The sequence below is a fragment of the Vibrio brasiliensis LMG 20546 genome (genome assembly GCF_000189255.1).
Classification (GTDB): domain Bacteria; phylum Pseudomonadota; class Gammaproteobacteria; order Enterobacterales; family Vibrionaceae; genus Vibrio; species Vibrio brasiliensis.
The window spans coordinates 46,257-60,955 of the sequence record NZ_AEVS01000071.1 but is presented as its reverse complement, the minus strand read 5'-3'; the positions used below and the strand labels follow the sequence as shown (position 1 = coordinate 60,955).

At 44.2% G+C, this 14,699-nt stretch carries 17 protein-coding genes; 9 read left to right on the top strand and 8 right to left on the bottom strand.

All coding sequences use genetic code 11. The features are described from left to right. Window positions 1-40: 40 nt before the first annotated feature. Complete coding sequence (locus RH46_RS11710) at window positions 41-592, bottom strand: carboxymuconolactone decarboxylase family protein (protein WP_006879665.1); 552 nt, start codon at window positions 590-592, stop codon at window positions 41-43. A 294-nt stretch (window positions 593-886) separates the two neighbouring features. Beyond that, window positions 887-1,468, bottom strand: coding sequence for a TetR/AcrR family transcriptional regulator (locus RH46_RS11705; protein ID WP_006879664.1), 582 nt, complete (start codon window positions 1,466-1,468; stop codon window positions 887-889). Window positions 1,469-1,625: 157 nt separating this feature from the next. On the opposite strand from RH46_RS11705, the gene RH46_RS11700 reads away from it, so the two are divergent. Beyond that, window positions 1,626-2,060, top strand: coding sequence for a GNAT family N-acetyltransferase (locus tag RH46_RS11700; protein WP_006879663.1), 435 nt, complete (start codon window positions 1,626-1,628; stop codon window positions 2,058-2,060). A gap of 27 nt (window positions 2,061-2,087) precedes the next feature. On the opposite strand, the gene RH46_RS11695 is transcribed toward RH46_RS11700, so the two are convergent. Next, entirely contained in the window at window positions 2,088-2,492 is a 405-nt protein-coding gene (locus RH46_RS11695; protein WP_006879662.1) for a hypothetical protein, read from the bottom strand. Window positions 2,493-2,685: 193 nt separating this feature from the next. On the opposite strand from RH46_RS11695, the gene RH46_RS11690 reads away from it, so the two are divergent. The 3 genes from RH46_RS11690 (at window position 2,686) to RH46_RS11680 (ending at window position 4,062) form a co-directional block, all read left to right on the top strand. After that, window positions 2,686-3,108 carry a hypothetical protein gene (locus RH46_RS11690; RefSeq protein WP_006879661.1) on the top strand — a complete coding sequence of 141 codons (423 nt, stop codon included), beginning with the start codon at window positions 2,686-2,688 and terminating at the stop codon, window positions 3,106-3,108. 97 nt (window positions 3,109-3,205) lie between these two features. Further along, window positions 3,206-3,556 (top strand): hypothetical protein, encoded by a 351-nt coding sequence (locus RH46_RS11685; RefSeq protein ID WP_006879660.1) that lies wholly within the window; start codon window positions 3,206-3,208, stop codon window positions 3,554-3,556. 17 nt (window positions 3,557-3,573) lie between these two features. After that, the gene (locus RH46_RS11680) at window positions 3,574-4,062 is read left to right on the top strand and encodes a GNAT family N-acetyltransferase (protein WP_006879659.1); all 489 of its coding nucleotides are present in this window, start codon (window positions 3,574-3,576) and stop codon (window positions 4,060-4,062) included. A 33-nt stretch (window positions 4,063-4,095) separates the two neighbouring features. Here the strand turns inward: RH46_RS11680 and RH46_RS11675 are convergent, their stop codons facing one another. Both RH46_RS11675 and RH46_RS11670 read right to left on the bottom strand, forming a co-directional pair. Continuing rightward, window positions 4,096-4,989: a cation diffusion facilitator family transporter gene (locus tag RH46_RS11675; RefSeq protein WP_006879658.1), complete on the bottom strand. Its 894-nt coding sequence runs from the start codon at window positions 4,987-4,989 to the stop codon at window positions 4,096-4,098. Between the two features lie 199 nt (window positions 4,990-5,188). Continuing rightward, on the bottom strand, window positions 5,189-6,067 hold the full coding sequence (locus RH46_RS11670; RefSeq protein ID WP_006879657.1) for a LysR family transcriptional regulator: 879 nt from the start codon (window positions 6,065-6,067) through the stop codon (window positions 5,189-5,191). A gap of 144 nt (window positions 6,068-6,211) precedes the next feature. On the opposite strand from RH46_RS11670, the gene RH46_RS11665 reads away from it, so the two are divergent. Continuing rightward, window positions 6,212-6,790 (top strand): class I SAM-dependent DNA methyltransferase, encoded by a 579-nt coding sequence (locus tag RH46_RS11665; RefSeq protein ID WP_006879656.1) that lies wholly within the window; start codon window positions 6,212-6,214, stop codon window positions 6,788-6,790. A 51-nt stretch (window positions 6,791-6,841) separates the two neighbouring features. On the opposite strand, the gene RH46_RS11660 is transcribed toward RH46_RS11665, so the two are convergent. After that, complete coding sequence (locus tag RH46_RS11660) at window positions 6,842-8,842, bottom strand: acetoacetate--CoA ligase (protein ID WP_040895716.1); 2,001 nt, start codon at window positions 8,840-8,842, stop codon at window positions 6,842-6,844. Window positions 8,843-9,068: 226 nt separating this feature from the next. Between RH46_RS11660 and phhA the strand changes: the two genes are divergently transcribed. After that, a complete protein-coding gene (gene phhA / locus RH46_RS11655) occupies window positions 9,069-9,860 on the top strand; it encodes a phenylalanine 4-monooxygenase (RefSeq protein WP_006879653.1) in 792 nt (263 codons plus the stop codon). Then, complete coding sequence (locus RH46_RS11650) at window positions 9,853-10,182, top strand: 4a-hydroxytetrahydrobiopterin dehydratase (RefSeq protein WP_006879652.1); 330 nt, start codon at window positions 9,853-9,855, stop codon at window positions 10,180-10,182. The genes phhA and RH46_RS11650 overlap by 8 nt, the downstream gene beginning before the upstream one ends. A gap of 77 nt (window positions 10,183-10,259) precedes the next feature. On the opposite strand, the gene RH46_RS11645 is transcribed toward RH46_RS11650, so the two are convergent. Then, window positions 10,260-12,587 (bottom strand): bifunctional diguanylate cyclase/phosphodiesterase, encoded by a 2,328-nt coding sequence (locus RH46_RS11645; RefSeq protein WP_006879651.1) that lies wholly within the window; start codon window positions 12,585-12,587, stop codon window positions 10,260-10,262. 168 nt (window positions 12,588-12,755) lie between these two features. After that, window positions 12,756-13,322 carry a hypothetical protein gene (locus RH46_RS11640; RefSeq protein WP_006879650.1) on the bottom strand — a complete coding sequence of 189 codons (567 nt, stop codon included), beginning with the start codon at window positions 13,320-13,322 and terminating at the stop codon, window positions 12,756-12,758. Window positions 13,323-13,376: 54 nt separating this feature from the next. Here RH46_RS11640 and RH46_RS22660 point away from each other — a divergent pair, with 54 nt between their 5' ends. Together RH46_RS22660 and RH46_RS11630 are read left to right on the top strand one after the other, a co-directional pair. Further along, a complete protein-coding gene (locus RH46_RS22660) occupies window positions 13,377-14,048 on the top strand; it encodes a flagellar basal body-associated FliL family protein (protein ID WP_006879649.1) in 672 nt (223 codons plus the stop codon). 101 nt (window positions 14,049-14,149) lie between these two features. Beyond that, window positions 14,150-14,632 (top strand): hypothetical protein, encoded by a 483-nt coding sequence (locus RH46_RS11630; protein WP_006879648.1) that lies wholly within the window; start codon window positions 14,150-14,152, stop codon window positions 14,630-14,632. Window positions 14,633-14,699: the final 67 nt, after the last annotated feature.

Genomic DNA, 14,699 nt, shown 5'->3' with positions numbered 1-14,699 from the left:
CTCGCTGAACTCGCATTCAGCGAGTAGTGGATCATTTCACTTAAGCCTCTGACCATTTGTTGGCTGAAAATCCAGCGTCAAGCTCAGTCTCAGCAATATGGTTGGTGTAGTTAGACATTACCTTGAGGCTGGTTGCAACAATTACCTCTAGCACCGCAGCGTTAGAGTAACCTGCCTCGAAGAAGGCTGCGAGTTGCAGTTCTGTTGGCCAACCACGAGAATCGTTAATGACCGCTGCAAAGGTGCGAAGTGCTTCTAACTTAGGATCATCAATAGGCGTATTGTTACGTAGTGCTTCAATCACAGCTGCGTCGACACCTTGCATTTGCGAAATGGTTGTATGGGCAGCCATACAATATTTACAACCATTCAGGCGGTTGTTGGTCATAAGTACAATCTGACGCTCAGTTTCTGATAGTTCACCTTTGTTCAGTACATCGGTTAATTGCATATAGCCAGTAAGCATAGTTGGTGACTCTGCCATAGTTGCGAGCAGGTTTGGGATAAATCCTAACGATTGCTGAGCTTTTTTAAGTAGAGGTGCAGATGCTGCAGGCGCTGACTCAATGGAATGTGTTTTAAAAGTGCTCATTGTTTTTCTCCGTTAATTTTCATGGGCTGATTGGCAGTAACTAACAAATGTCGATAGAGGGTATTTGATAGTATTGACCAATCGGTACAAATTAGCTTAATCTTGTTTGTACCGATTGGTCAATAAAAATTTAAGCGGAAGTTTTGAGGCAGTATTTAAAACTATTCAAAGTTGATGCTCGACGAAGGTGTGTCGTGATGGCGTAAAAACCGGAGAAACAATGGTAGAGAGGGGGCTGATACGGGACGTGTTAAGGCTGCGGCAGTCATAAGCCTGCCGCTAAAAAAGAGTATGTTATTGGAGCAGGCGCAGGGCTTGGTTTTTAATGGTGTAGAGTGCATCAGTACTGTATGTACCGCGGGAAAGTACCCGTAAGCCAACCAATAGTGTCATTAGACCGGACGCTTCACGTTTGGCATCCACGGTTTGTGGGATCACGCCCATTTCGAGCCCTAGAGCAATCTGTCTTTCAAAGAAGGCTTCCGTTTCTCCAAGACCTTTCTTGACGATTATCTGAATATCTTCGTCCTGATTAGGCATGTCCAAAGCGAGGTTGATGAGAAAACAGCCTTTCTTTTTTTCATCGGTAATACTTTGCTCGATCAGGCTATCAAAGAATGTCTCTATCGCTTGTAGTGGATCACCAAGTAACTCCAGTTCGGCCAGTATCTCTTTGCGCTGCTCGCGTTCGTATTTCAAAACACTCATCGTGAAGAGCTTTTTCTTGTTGCCAAACGCGTTGTAAAAACTGCCTTTCTGTACGCCTGTGGCTTTCATCAAGTCGGCAAGTGAAGTGGAATGATAACCTTTTTCCCAAAACAACTCGGTTGCGCGATCAACGGCATCATCGATATCAAACGATTTTTCCCAAGGCATAAACTATCTCGAATTCTATGTGTCTGGTATCAATTTTAACGTGCTTGTACCTAACGGTCAAAAAGCGAGTAGTTTCGTATTTACGGTCAAATAGTTTAGTCTAGGAAATCGGTTTAATAAGACATCAACTGTTGTAATGTCAGGAGAGTAAACATCAATGGAAGTGACTATCGGCAATGAGGCTCAACTTATTCTTCAGGCTCAATCTATTCGCTATCAGGTATTTACCCTGGAACAAGGTATTCCGGCTGAGCTTGATCTTGATGGTTTGGACGACGAATCTTTTCATGTATTGGTAACGGATAATTCTGAACCAGTGGCAACTGCGCGTTTAACGCAAAAAGAGAGCGGTCACTCGGTGATGGCGAGAGTTGCGGTAACAGAGTCGCACCGAGGACTTGGTGTCGCCACCAAAGTTATTGAAGCCTTGATCGAACATGCCCGGTCCATCGGTCTTTGCTCAATTGAAATTCATGCTCATAGCTATCTAAGAACCTACTATGAAAAGTTCGGCTTCTTGTTTATCCAGCAAGTGGAAGTCGTAGGCGAGCATCAATTAATCGAGATGCAGCTTGGTTTAACGCGTGGCTAAGCTGCATTGGAACTAATGTTTCCTTCGCTATGCCGTTAACGCTTGGTAATCCTCAGGCAGCAAAGCATGCCCTGTGCTGTCACTAAGGTAAACCAGAGCATCAATGACTCTTATCGGAGTCAATAGATTGTCTTGGTTGCAGCTATCTAACTCAAATGTCAGATAGAGCTGACTCGATTCAATTTTTACAAACAAGTTGCCTTGTGGTGCTCTATCCTGGCTCAACGCGAAGACGCCGGCGCCCAAAAAATGAGAGCTGTTAAGATTGCGTGTTGGATAGATGTCGCATTTGATTTTGTGGGCGAGGGTTAAGAAGTCGAGCAATAGATTAACTTGATCATCAGAAACGTTATCGAGCGCGGCGATATGTGGCGCTTTGCAGAATTGCTCTAAATAGCAAATCATTTCTTCTATATCGTTGTTAAACAGCATCTTAAGTCACCTCTTTAGTCAGGTTGCGATTGTACCTGTACAGCTGTTGGTTCACAAAGCATTATATCATCCATGCGTTCTGTTTATTTATCTTGTTAATGGTATTTGTTTGTATTATAAAAGGATCTGTCAGTTCATAACTCCATGAATATATTAGTTTTTACTAACCTTTGAATAACATGGAGAAAAGGTGATGAACAAAAAGACTAACAACCACAGGCTAGTGGATATTTTCCGTTTCCGACGGGCTTATGTAATGTCAGACTTCAATCTTAATCATGATCAAATAACGGTTCGTGGTGACGATTACCATCTGCGCAAAATAAACAAAGTGGAAGCCCGTAAGCTGGGAATTAAAGACAATATGGTCAATGTAGTGTCGCTTGCTTTAATGCTGTCAGCGGCTACTTGGGCATTTGTTCCTCAATTTGGTTTGCTTATGATGGGCTTAACCTTGTTAATGGCACTGGTGTCATGGAGAAGGTATGAGCTTCGGGCTGAGTTTGCTGCTACCGACGAAACGGGTGATCATTGGGTCTCCATTGCTCGAGGTTGCAATTACAATGAATTCAGAGTGTTCCAGCAAGTTGAATCTAAGCTAGCGTCTGAGATCTAAATTAAAAGGCTTGCCTCTTAAGGGTGAGCCTTTTGCTTTTAGGGCAATGTTTTGTTGTTGATTGAACCTGAAACTAGTTGAGTTTACGGAGGTTGCTGTGTTTCAACTGATTAAAAAGGTCGCTGTGATAAACGCTATTGCCGCAGTGACCGTTTGGCTACTGTCTCAATACGTTGAATTCTTTGCCACTAACCATCTATCAGACTTTCTGTTCTTGGTGGTGGTGGTTATCTGGATACTTGCAAAATTGATGTGGGAAGGCGGAGTGCATAGTAAAACGGTCAGGTACGATAATCCGAAGTTGGACTCGGTGTATAAGATGGTTAAAGACCACGATTTTGAGCAGGAAGAGCGAGAAAACTATCGACAAAATTACCAAGAAGGGTTTGTATTGTTTATCGCGGGTATTCCGGCATTGCTTGGATGCATCATTTTACAATTCATGTAGCTTAGGAAGAGCGACATATGGCACTGATACCGTTTGAACCTTCACATTACCAAGTTTTGATCGACTGGATTGATTCGGACCAGCTCAACTATTTGTGGGGAGGTAACTGTTACCGCTTTCCACTTACTAAACAACAGCTTGAGCTTCACTGTGGCAAAGATATTGTCTATCCGTTCATGTTAGAGCATAACGGTCATTATGCTGGGTTTGTCGAACTGTATCAGGAGAGGGCGGATTGCTTTCGTATATGTAGGGTCTTTATCGCACCACAGTTTCGTGGACAGGGATTATCCAGTCTCATGCTGCAGTTGTTGACCGATTATGCACGATCGAATTTTATGGTATCTCAACTTAAACTGGCTGTTTTTGAGCACAACACGGTCGCCAGGCAGTGTTACCAGTCACTTGGTTTCAAAGTAGACAGAATAGAGCAGGGTACACGGAGCTACGAGGGGCAAGACTGGAATCTGGTCTTGATGAGTAAACAACTGTGTGAAAATGAATAAGCTCCACAGAACTGCGTCTATGGAGCTTAGCTTTTAGTTAGCAATATTCATGGTTAAGTTCAGATCCAAAGAAAGTCTAGACAACTTGTCTTTAAGGATTGTGCGAGTTTTTTCTAGTTCCGCGACCTGTACTTGCTGGCCTTGAGCATGTACATCAAGTCTTACGCGAAGCTCGCGTCCTACCTTGATTACGCCCGCGACTTGTAAGTCTTGTGTCACTTGTTTATCCAGTGCTGACACTTCTTCGTTTACCGCATGACAGATCTCTTCGTCTGGCTTCATCATCAGAAGTTCACGAAGTGCACCCGCCAACATTTCTAATGGCACTTTAATAAAGTAGAAAGACATTACCAGCATCATCATAGGATCCGCATACACAGCGTATTGTGCGAATGGTGAGAGTGAAACCAGCCAGGCTGTGATAAAACCAAGTGTTACTGCGACACTTAATAAGGTATCCATTTGCCACTGTTTCACTTCTGCTTCTACCAAACCAGATGAGAAGCGCTTAGATTTCTTGGCGATATGCCACCATCCATAGCTACAACCAAGGACGCTGAAGAAACCAAAAATGGTCGCAATTCCGGCATCCACTTCACGGCCACCACTCATTAATGCCTGTACCGCCGAGTAAAGCGAGTAAGAGACGATAAGTAGAATCACACTACCTTTAATGGCGATAACTAAAGGTTCTAGCATCGCTTTACCGAAAGGGAACTGACGCTTTGCTGGGCGAGCAATATAGCGTGACACAGCCAACGACAATAAAGTGAGCAGTAAGCTGACTAGTGAATAGACACCGTCAAAAACAATGACAAGTGAACCCACCATTAGTCCGAGCACGAGGCCACCGCCCGCAAAGCCTGATGCAAGCAATGCTGAGAAGGTAAGGATTCGTTTTTCGTTAAGGCTAGTTTGGGCACACATGATGGTATCTCTTGTTTAATTTCAGCTATAGTTTTCTCAAAATAAGAGAATTAAACAATCACTATCTGGTTAACTTATGCTCTTGAACGTGAGGTTTGGAATAAAGTTGTTAATTTTCAATAGGATATTAAGGTTTTGCACTGTCAATAATATTGACACTGACTGATGGAGGGAGCAAAAAAGATAGCCAAATATCAGCTTAGAAATCAAACAAGAACTCGTTAAGTTTGTCCGCTAGCCAAGACATACCAGGGTGCTCAGCCATACCAGCAGAAGAAAACATACAGTAGTCTTCCTGAGTCAGACCGTAGGTATGTTTAATGACGGCAAGTTCTTGCTTACGAAGCAGATGACGAATTAACGGCTCTGGCAGAACTCCCCATGCGTCTTCTTCGAGAATGGTGTTGAGCATGTAGTCAAAGCTAGAGAAACCAATATGGCGCAAAGAGAAAGGCTGCAGTTCTGGGTTATCTTTTTCGTTTAGATAAACCATCACTGCTTGCATTGCATTACGCAGCTCTTCATCTGACACTCGGCGTAGCTTGGCTAATGGGTTACTTGAACGACAGACAGACATCAGGCGGATTTTACCTAAAGGCTGAAAAGTAATATGTGGGTCATTGATTCGCTCGTAATCGACGCCAAAGGCAAAGTCGACCTGAGAGGTTGCGACAAGGTTGGCTAGATCGCCACTTGAGGCAAGTACAATGTTGAATGCAGTCGCAGGGAAGCGATTGTTCAGCTTATGGGATAAATCTTGCCACAAATCATCAGGAAGTGAGTCGTCGCGAGCGATCCAAACTTCAGCGTTAAACTTACCTGAAACCTGAGTGCAGGTTTTGCGAATACGAGCTGCAGTCACCAGTAAGTTGTGGCTATCTTTGTAGATCGCTTTACCCGCTTCAGAAAGCACTAAGTTGTTACCGCTACGAACAAACAGTTCTACATCAAGATCTTTTTCCAACGCCTTGATCGCCATACTTAATCGGGTACGGTTACATTCGAGTTGGCGGGCAGCTTCAGAAACTGAGCCGGTATCGGCGACAGTGCAAAAAGCTTCGATCTGGGTAAGGTTCATCTTTTGTTCAATTTGATTAGCGACCCATCGATATTATATCAATCTCGGCCAATTGTCTGTTTTCCGGATTGAAATGCTATTATTTTCATGCAGTTTTGATACTCTTGGGGGATGCCTGATGAATGTTGTTACAGGGAGATCATGATGGCTAATAGTTGGGACGATGTCGCGTTAGATTGGGACTCGGATAATACGACTAGCGTTTACGCGGATAAAGCTTTTGAATCACTGCAGAAAGTAGTGGATGTCAAAGGCCAACATATTTTTGATTTTGGCTGTGGTACAGGGTTACTAAGTCAAAGAATGTCTCCAACGGCAAAAGATATTGTCGCGCTCGACAGCTCTGAAGCGATGATAGAACAACTTGATAAGAAAGAGCTTCACAATGTAGAGCCAGTTGTTGACCTACTCACTCGTGGCTTGGTGGCAATGCACCCGGCATTTCGTGCGCAATTTGATTTAGTGGTTGCTTCTTCAGTCTGTAGTTTTTTACCTAACTACTCAGACGTAGCAGATATCGTTTATAGCCTGTTGGACCATGATGGCTATTTTGTGCACTGGGACTGGTTGTCTGATAAGGATGAAGTGGGTGGCATGACCATCACGCATGCACAACAGGTGCTGACCAGCGTAGGATTCAGTGAGGTAGAAATCACCACACCATTTACCATCAGTACACCAAATGGAGAACAGACAGTGTTGATGGCAGTCGCTAAAAAATAGTGAGACCTCGGTTATTTTAAAAGCCCGGCATTGAGTGCCGGGCTTTTTACTTTATGCGACTGGCTGTGTTTGATACTGAATAACTTCATCAAGAACCCAAGGGTTAGCGATCGCCCCTTTGTTTTTGATCTCTTTGCCATGCAGGACTTGTTTGACTGCCAGCTCAACTAACTTGCCTGACTTGGTTTTTGGTATCTCACTCAGTGGATATATTTCCGCAGGGACATGGCGTGGTGAGCATTGGCGACGTAAGGTATCTTTGATGCTTGCCACCAACTGGTCGGTCAGTTCTTCGCCTGACTCCAGTTGAACAAACAGCACCACTTTCTCGTCCCCTTCTACTTGCCTAGCTACAGCAATCGAGTCCTGGATACCAGATAATTGGTTTACCTGTTGATAGATTTCAGCGGTGCCGATCCGAACGCCGCCAGGGTTTAGAGTAGCGTCACTTCGTCCATAAAAAAGCATTCCACCTAACGGGGTCATCTCAACGTCGTCACCGTGGTGCCAGGTGTTGTCAAACTTGTCCCAATACGCCTTGTGATAGCGTTCTCCGTCATCGTGCCAGAAACCGAGTGGTTGGTTGGGGAAACTGTTGCGACAGACTAACTCTCCGCGCTCGGAGATGATCTCATCACCTGACTCATTAAACACTTTAACATCCATGCCTAATCCGGCTCCCTGACACTCACCGCGATAAACGGGCGAGATAGGGTTGCCGAGCACGAAACAGCCACATATATCCGTACCGCCAGAGATAGACGCTAAGTGCAAGTCGACCTTGATATTGGCATACACATAGTCGAACTGCTGAGGGTAGAGGACAGAGCCTGTAGAGCAGAGGGTTTTGAGTGACTCTAATGGGAAATGACTGCTAGGGTTGAATTGGTTCTTTTCCAACGCTTCAAGGTATTTAGCAGAGGTGCCAAATAGCGTCACTTTGGCATCTTCTGCTAATTGCCATAGAACCTCACCGTTCGGATACATAGGACTACCGTCAAAGATGACCAGTGTTGCGCCACTGGCCAGTGCTGACACATGCCAGTTCCACATCATCCAACCACAAGTTGTGTAATAGAACACGCGATCTTTAGGCTGGATATCACAATGTAACTGGTGCTCTTTGAGGTGATTTAATACTGTGCCACCGACAGAGTGGACGATACATTTAGGCTTACCTGTTGTACCTGATGAGTAGAGTACAAACAGCGGGTCATTGAAGCTGATACGTTGGTAGCGTATCCCCCGAGGTAAGTAGCTCGCAAGAATGGCCTCCCAATCAGAGAAAGACTCGCAGCGATCGTCAGGAGATAGTTCGGTTTGTAGGTAATCGATCTGGCATGTGTTGACTATGCTTGGAATCGCATCAACGATCTTACGGTTTTTTTCTTCTACCTGAAATGTTTTGCCATTGAAGTTATAGCCGTTGCAGCAGAACAGGATTTTAGGCTGAACCTGACCGAATCGCTCGATCACGCTTTCTGCCCCGAAGTCCGGAGATGTCGAAGTCCATACTGCACCAAGACTGGTGGTGGCGAGCATGGCAATGACAGTTTCTGGCATGTGAGGAAGGTAGCCCGCGACGACATCTCCCTTCTCAACTCCGTTTTGAGTTAACCATTGCTGTAAAACCGATACTTGATCGCACAGCTCTTGCCACGACATCTGGCGACTGGTACCGCGCTCATTCTTAAACCAAATCGCGATATCGTCAGGAGCCTGAAATGAATACGCTAATAAATTTTCTGCATAGTTGAGTTGCGATTGCGGAAACCAAATCGTATCTCGGCTTGGATTAAACTGACCATATTTGGCTAATCCCTCACCCAAAATACAGTCGCCCTGATAACCAATAACATCACAGAATTGCCAAATTTCTAGCCAAAAGTTTTTCTTTTGCTCTATCGACCAGTGGTGTAAATCAGCGTAGCTTTCGATGCTATTACCCTGAATATTAATGTGTTTTATAAACTGGCTCAGGTTCGATGATTCCACTCGTTCACTACTTGGTTGCCAAATAGGTGTGGGAAGGTTCGACTGCGAATTAGACATGACATCCTCGTCTTAATGATCTCCGTTTTATCGAATAAGCTTTGATGAAAAGGTAACCAAAGTCAAACTTCCGCAGGCGCAACAGATAACTGAAAAATAAGAAAAAAGCGTTCAAATGTAAAATAATTGTTACACGGATGGTGTAGGGGAGAGTTGGGTGGTTAAATTGTCACCGCCTCTTCATGGCGATAGGCTTAATGTGAAGGAATTGTTAACGGAGTAACTCATGACACAATATCGTTCTAAGCCCGTGAATGATAAAGGGATGGTGGAATGGAGTTCAGAAGAGGACCTGATTTGGCGTGATCTCGTCAGTCGCCAACTGCACTTAGTCGAGCAACGTGCCTGTAAAGAGTATTTGGCAGGTTTAAAGTTGTTAGACTTACCATTAGACAGAGCACCACAAATTGTTGATATCAATCGTGTTCTGAAACAGGCTACTGGCTGGCAAGTTGAACCTGTACCCGCACTGATAAATTTTGATCGCTTTTTTGCCTTATTGGCGGATAAAAAGTTTCCTGTTGCGACCTTCTTGCGCAGTCGCGAGGAGTTTGATTATCTTCAGGAGCCAGATTTCTTCCACGAAATCTTTGGCCACTGTGCCATGTTGACCAATCCAGAGTTTGCGGAATTTACTCAAATGTACGGCATACTTGGGCGTAACGCGAGTGATAAGCAGAGAGTCTATTTAGCGAGACTCTACTGGTTTACGGTCGAATTTGGCTTAGTTAAAGAAGGTGATGAGACAAAAATCTACGGAGGCGGGATACTCTCTTCTCCGGGAGAAACGCTCTATGCACTCGATGACCCACAAGCGATGCGAGTCGATTTTGATATCCATACAGTGCTAAGAACCCCTTACCGCATTGATATTATGCAACCAGAATATTTTGTATTAGATGGCATCGAACATCTCTATAAGCTAAGTAAAATGGATCTTATGTTCCATGTAAAACAAGCGATGTCAGCTGGACTATTACCCCCACTATTTGAACCAAAGGAAGTGAATCATGCTTGATGAGTTACGTTGCGAGGCTTGCAGTGCAAATGCAACGGCACTAGGTGCTGAAGAAAGAAGGCTACTACTTACGGAACTAGACGCGTGGGAACTGCTTGAAAGAGACGGTATCCCACAGTTGGAAAAGGTCTATAAATTTAAGAACTACAAACTGGCGTGGGCCTTCGCCAATAAAGTGTCTGAATTGGCTGAGGAAGAGTTTCACCATCCTTCTATATTGCTAGAGTGGGGCAAAGTTACCGTCACCTGGTGGAGCCACTCGATTAAAGGTTTGCATCAAAATGACTTCATCTGTGCAGCTAAGTGCGACAAGCTAACTTAACGTTCACTATCTAAGTAACAAAAAAGCCTGACTGAGTTCAGGCTTTTTATTTGCACCAATTAACCTTGCTTAAATCATTATGCTGAGAGTTGTTGTTTGCTATCCAAGACTTGTTCAATGCGGCACACGGTTAATGGCTTCGACTTAAGATAGCCCTGCACATAGTTACAATGGTGCTGACGCAGAATCGCTAGTTGTTCTGGCGTTTCAACTCCTTCTGCAACCACCTCAAGATCGATGGTGTGCGCCATCGAGATGATTGCCTGACAGAGGTTATCAGCGTTGCTTTGACCGAGAGCGAGGCGACTAACGAAACTTCTGTCGACCTTAAGCACGTCAACAGGATAATCATTGAGCACTGACAGAGAAGAGTATCCAGTACCAAAATCATCCAGATAGAGGCTGACACCAAGGGCTTTGATCCGTTGCAGTTGCTGGGCGCTGCATTCGTCTTTCAATAACATCGATTCAGTAATTTCAATGCCGATTAAGTCAGCAGGGAAGTCGTATTGGTTAAGTAATTTCGCCAGTGTATGGTAGATATGTTCAGACTCGAACTGCTTCGCAGATACATTAATATTGATGCGTGGGACATCGTTACCTTGTCGAGTGTGCCAAAGTCTGTTCAGTGTTTTACAACACTCATTGGCAACCCAGTCACCAATAACAATGATCATGCCTGTCTCTTCCGCGATAGGAATAAACTCCTGTGGAGAAACCAGCCCAAGTTTAGGGTGGTTCCATCTTAACAAAGACTCGAATCCGACCACTTTATCGTTGTTAGCATGATAGATAGGTTGGTAAACCAAAGAGAGTTGTTTAAGAGCCAGAGCGCTGGTTAACTCTTGTTCTAAAGTAAAACGTAGTTTTGCCTGCGAGAACATCTTCTCGTGGAAAAAGACCACTTTTTCATGACTTGAGCTCTTGGCTTGATACATAGCAGTATCGGCTTCACGCAGTATTCCAGCTAATGTTTGCTTTGGGTCGGTTACGATAGATATGCCGATACTTGTGCCAATATGGCAGGACTGTCCATCAATGTTATAAGGTCTGCTCAGCACACCAGAATAACGCTGGCATATATCACTCAGTGCAGAGCGTGAAGTGAGACCGGGTAAGCAGATAACAAACTCATCACCGCCAAATCGAAAGCTCATATCGTTACTGCGGCAATGTTCAGTTAAACGCTTTCCAACCTGTTGGAGCAACTTATCGCCGTGCAAATGGCCCATTGAATCATTGATCACTTTAAATCGGTCGAGGTCGATGAAGAGGATAGAAAAGCCTTTGGACATGCCTTTTCTCATTAGTTTTAGCTGCGCCGCGACTTCATAACTCAATGCGGTGCGGTTTTTAAGATTAGTCAGGTTGTCTTTGATAGCTTGATCGGCAAGTGAACGTGTTTTCTCTTCGATAACCCGATCAGAAACCTTAAGTCTGGTGGCGTAGAAGTTAGCCGCAACGGTTGCGGAACAGGTTAGCAGGAAGATCAGTATAATAAGTGTGAACCCGTACATTGCGGTGCTACCAGTCTTATCGATAGTTGCAATGGAAACTTGCCAATACTGATTAAACAGTGGGATACGCGTGATACGACTGACCATCATCATTCGAGTAGCGATGCCATCAGTGTCCAACTCAGTGTTTATGTGCGACTCAAATACCAAATGTTGACTTGGCTGAATATGAACCATGATTTCGGTGCTATCTGAGTTGACTTCACTGCGCCAGATCTCGCCCAACAATTCATGCAAAACAAGGTTAGCAACCACGAAGCCTTGCAAGTTACCTCCTTGAGTGAACTTGGGTAATAGCAGTCGAACGCTTGCCTGACCTTCAATCGTAAAGTTTGAAACACCAATTCGACCAGTAGTAATCGAACGAGACATCGCACTGATATTATTTGGATCCGCCTCTAAACGGAGGCCAAGTTCATCACTGCCTTCGAATGAAGAAGAAAGGTAGTAGATAGGCAAGGTTTCCTGTTCAAGAAACCAGACGTTATCGTCGGATGGTTGGGGCGGAGGAGTGACTCGAAAGCCAAGAAATCCATCTTGCTGAGCGGTGTTTTCGAACTCTGCTAGTCGTTCAAGCTTCACGACAGGAGCCCACATTACCGAATCAAGACTGGCGGTAGAGGGAAGCTGATCCGCGAAGTAGGCTTCAAACTGATTCGCCGTGGGGTGATTGCTGTTAGCGATAAACGCTCTGGTTGAATAAAGTAGAGACTCAACGCTTTTTAGTGATTGGGATAAGGTCTGAATGCGGTTAGTTAACACGGAGTTAAGCTGGGCTTCGAGCTTCTGGCTTTCATAATGATGAACAGTGACATAGCTGACAGCTGCCAGTGTAGCCCCTAACAGCCAGATTAACGTTAGGTGTTTATATGAGAGAGCAAATTTCAACTGAGATAAGTACGATTTGTGGCGATGGATAGTTAATTTAAATGTTAACTATTCTTATTATCAATGAAAAAATATGATTGATTAAGAATATATGTGACATAGATTCCGATTTGCATTAGCAGTTTGTTGAAGGTTTGCTAACTATTGAGTGGTGCCTCGTAAATAAGGTTATTCTTCAACCATTGGTTTGGCATTACTAAGTGCCTCAACTTCTTTGTTATAGCGTTGTTCAAGCGTGGCTAACTTGGTGAGCAGCAGATTGATATCGCGGTTTAACGCATGGTTAAGTAGCGAGTAATTCCAACTCGCAATGGCATTGGAAGGGTTATCGCTTTCACGGCAATGTTGACTGATCACCTGCCAACGTTGAGCCTGAATGGTCACTCTGCTGATGAGGCCTTGTAAATTGATGCGTTCTTGTTGAATTTGCTCAATGACGAATAATGAAGCCTGAATTTGTTCTTTCATACTCTGATGTAGTTCGTCTTTGTTACTGTGCCAAAAACGGCGGATCTCTTCTGAAGTAAATTCCTGATAGAGGAAAGGCTGATTTTGGTGGATGCTAAGAAACTGATTAAATCGTTGCGCATGTAAGTTGTAGGTTTGGTCAACCTGACTTTGTTGATTTAGGATAGTGTTCCATGCTTCTTCATCGCAATGAGCACTCATTACCCGAAAAGGTAAAGAGATCAGTAAGGCTGCCGCTATAGTAATATTAAAGTAGTGCCATTTCATCGTGATGGTTGTCGTGGTCGTAACTCGATAAGTATAGGAAAAGATTAGGCGGATATGAAAAAGGTCATCATGGTTGTCTTATTGTTAGTCGGAATCGCTTGTGCTGGCGGTGGTTACTACATTTTCTATTACAAACCTCAACAGGACGCCTTAGCTTTAGAGGCTCTTGAAAAGGAAGAACAACCAGTCACACCACTACCTATCGTCGAGGAAGAGGAAGAAATAGTTATCGCCGCTCCGGTAACCGATTATTACGTCAGTCCGCCTAAATTGGGTGTCCGCGAGTTTCCTGATTTCGATGCCTTTGTAGAAAGTGTCGTCTACCGCGGCGATAAGCTTCATATCCTTGAAAAGAAAGATGGCTGGGGACGTATCTCGCCATACTATGTTTATGAAGAGGGTGGGCCAGAGGTCGCAGAATGGGTTCCTATGGAGGCCTTACTTGAAGTGGCTCCGACGATTTCTAAGCAAGAACGAGTCGAGACAGTGAGTCAATATATTGAAGACTCCGATGATTTTAAGCAGCACTTTGAAATGTTTATCAAAACAACGGATCAACTGCTTCAAGAGGGCACTTGTACTCCGGAAGACTTTGAAGAAACCAAAGGCTGGATCCGCTCAGTCACTTTTGATGACCGTAACGCTTACTTTGTCTACTGTGGTGGGCTAAAACAAGCCAACAAGATCTATCTGGACGTGCTAACAGGCAAAACCTTTTATCGCTAATTAGACGCTCAGATGTGGAATATTAGCTTTTAGAATATTTTAGTTGTTTGTCTTCTGGGTTAGATCTACTATCTCGCTGTTAGATATAATCAGGCTGGTCAATGCTTCGTCGTTTCATTTCATACATTTGGCTTTTTACACTTGCGATGGTGCTCCCTTCGCAGGCGTTTGCGTATCTGCTACAAGCTGAAAATGAAGCATCTGCACGCCTGAGCTACCGAATTAATACTCTTCTCCCTCAATCAAAAAGTGATTTTCAGGCGCTATTTGATGAAGTTAGAGAGGAGCCACAATCAGAGCCAGTAACAAAGTCAGACCTGGCTCAAGATTGGCTAGCGATTGTAAATGCCAATCGCTGGTTGCATACGACACGCTTTATCGATGATGGAGAGGCATCCTCAACTCTGGAGCTTCCGAGTTTTGAGCCAGCTATTGTCGCTCTGTTCCGATTATATAAGTTGCCTAGCCTTGAATCGGCTAATGCACTTGCTACCCGTTATACCTCTCCGCATAGAATCGCCGGCTGGAAAGAGTCTAATGCTCTTTATGTCGCGCTAAACGCCCACTACAACTCTATTTTTTAACTTACTTTTCTCGAAGAGCTTTTGCCCTTCCTACGTTAGTAAATATGGCCCAGTTTTACCTGTGCCA

Coding starts and splice junctions, on each gene's coding strand:
- RH46_RS11710 (WP_006879665.1), bottom strand. CDS start 592: ATGAGCACTTTTAAAACACATTCCATTGAGTCAGCGCCTGCAGCATCT.
- RH46_RS11705 (WP_006879664.1), bottom strand. CDS start 1,468: ATGCCTTGGGAAAAATCGTTTGATATCGATGATGCCGTTGATCGCGCA.
- RH46_RS11700 (WP_006879663.1), top strand. CDS start 1,626: ATGGAAGTGACTATCGGCAATGAGGCTCAACTTATTCTTCAGGCTCAA.
- RH46_RS11695 (WP_006879662.1), bottom strand. CDS start 2,492: ATGCTGTTTAACAACGATATAGAAGAAATGATTTGCTATTTAGAGCAA.
- RH46_RS11690 (WP_006879661.1), top strand. CDS start 2,686: ATGAACAAAAAGACTAACAACCACAGGCTAGTGGATATTTTCCGTTTC.
- RH46_RS11680 (WP_006879659.1), top strand. CDS start 3,574: ATGGCACTGATACCGTTTGAACCTTCACATTACCAAGTTTTGATCGAC.
- RH46_RS11675 (WP_006879658.1), bottom strand. CDS start 4,989: ATGTGTGCCCAAACTAGCCTTAACGAAAAACGAATCCTTACCTTCTCA.
- RH46_RS11670 (WP_006879657.1), bottom strand. CDS start 6,067: ATGAACCTTACCCAGATCGAAGCTTTTTGCACTGTCGCCGATACCGGC.
- RH46_RS11665 (WP_006879656.1), top strand. CDS start 6,212: ATGGCTAATAGTTGGGACGATGTCGCGTTAGATTGGGACTCGGATAAT.
- RH46_RS11660 (WP_040895716.1), bottom strand. CDS start 8,842: ATGTCTAATTCGCAGTCGAACCTTCCCACACCTATTTGGCAACCAAGT.
- phhA (WP_006879653.1), top strand. CDS start 9,069: ATGACACAATATCGTTCTAAGCCCGTGAATGATAAAGGGATGGTGGAA.
- RH46_RS11650 (WP_006879652.1), top strand. CDS start 9,853: ATGCTTGATGAGTTACGTTGCGAGGCTTGCAGTGCAAATGCAACGGCA.
- RH46_RS11640 (WP_006879650.1), bottom strand. CDS start 13,322: ATGAAATGGCACTACTTTAATATTACTATAGCGGCAGCCTTACTGATC.
- RH46_RS22660 (WP_006879649.1), top strand. CDS start 13,377: ATGAAAAAGGTCATCATGGTTGTCTTATTGTTAGTCGGAATCGCTTGT.
- RH46_RS11630 (WP_006879648.1), top strand. CDS start 14,150: ATGCTTCGTCGTTTCATTTCATACATTTGGCTTTTTACACTTGCGATG.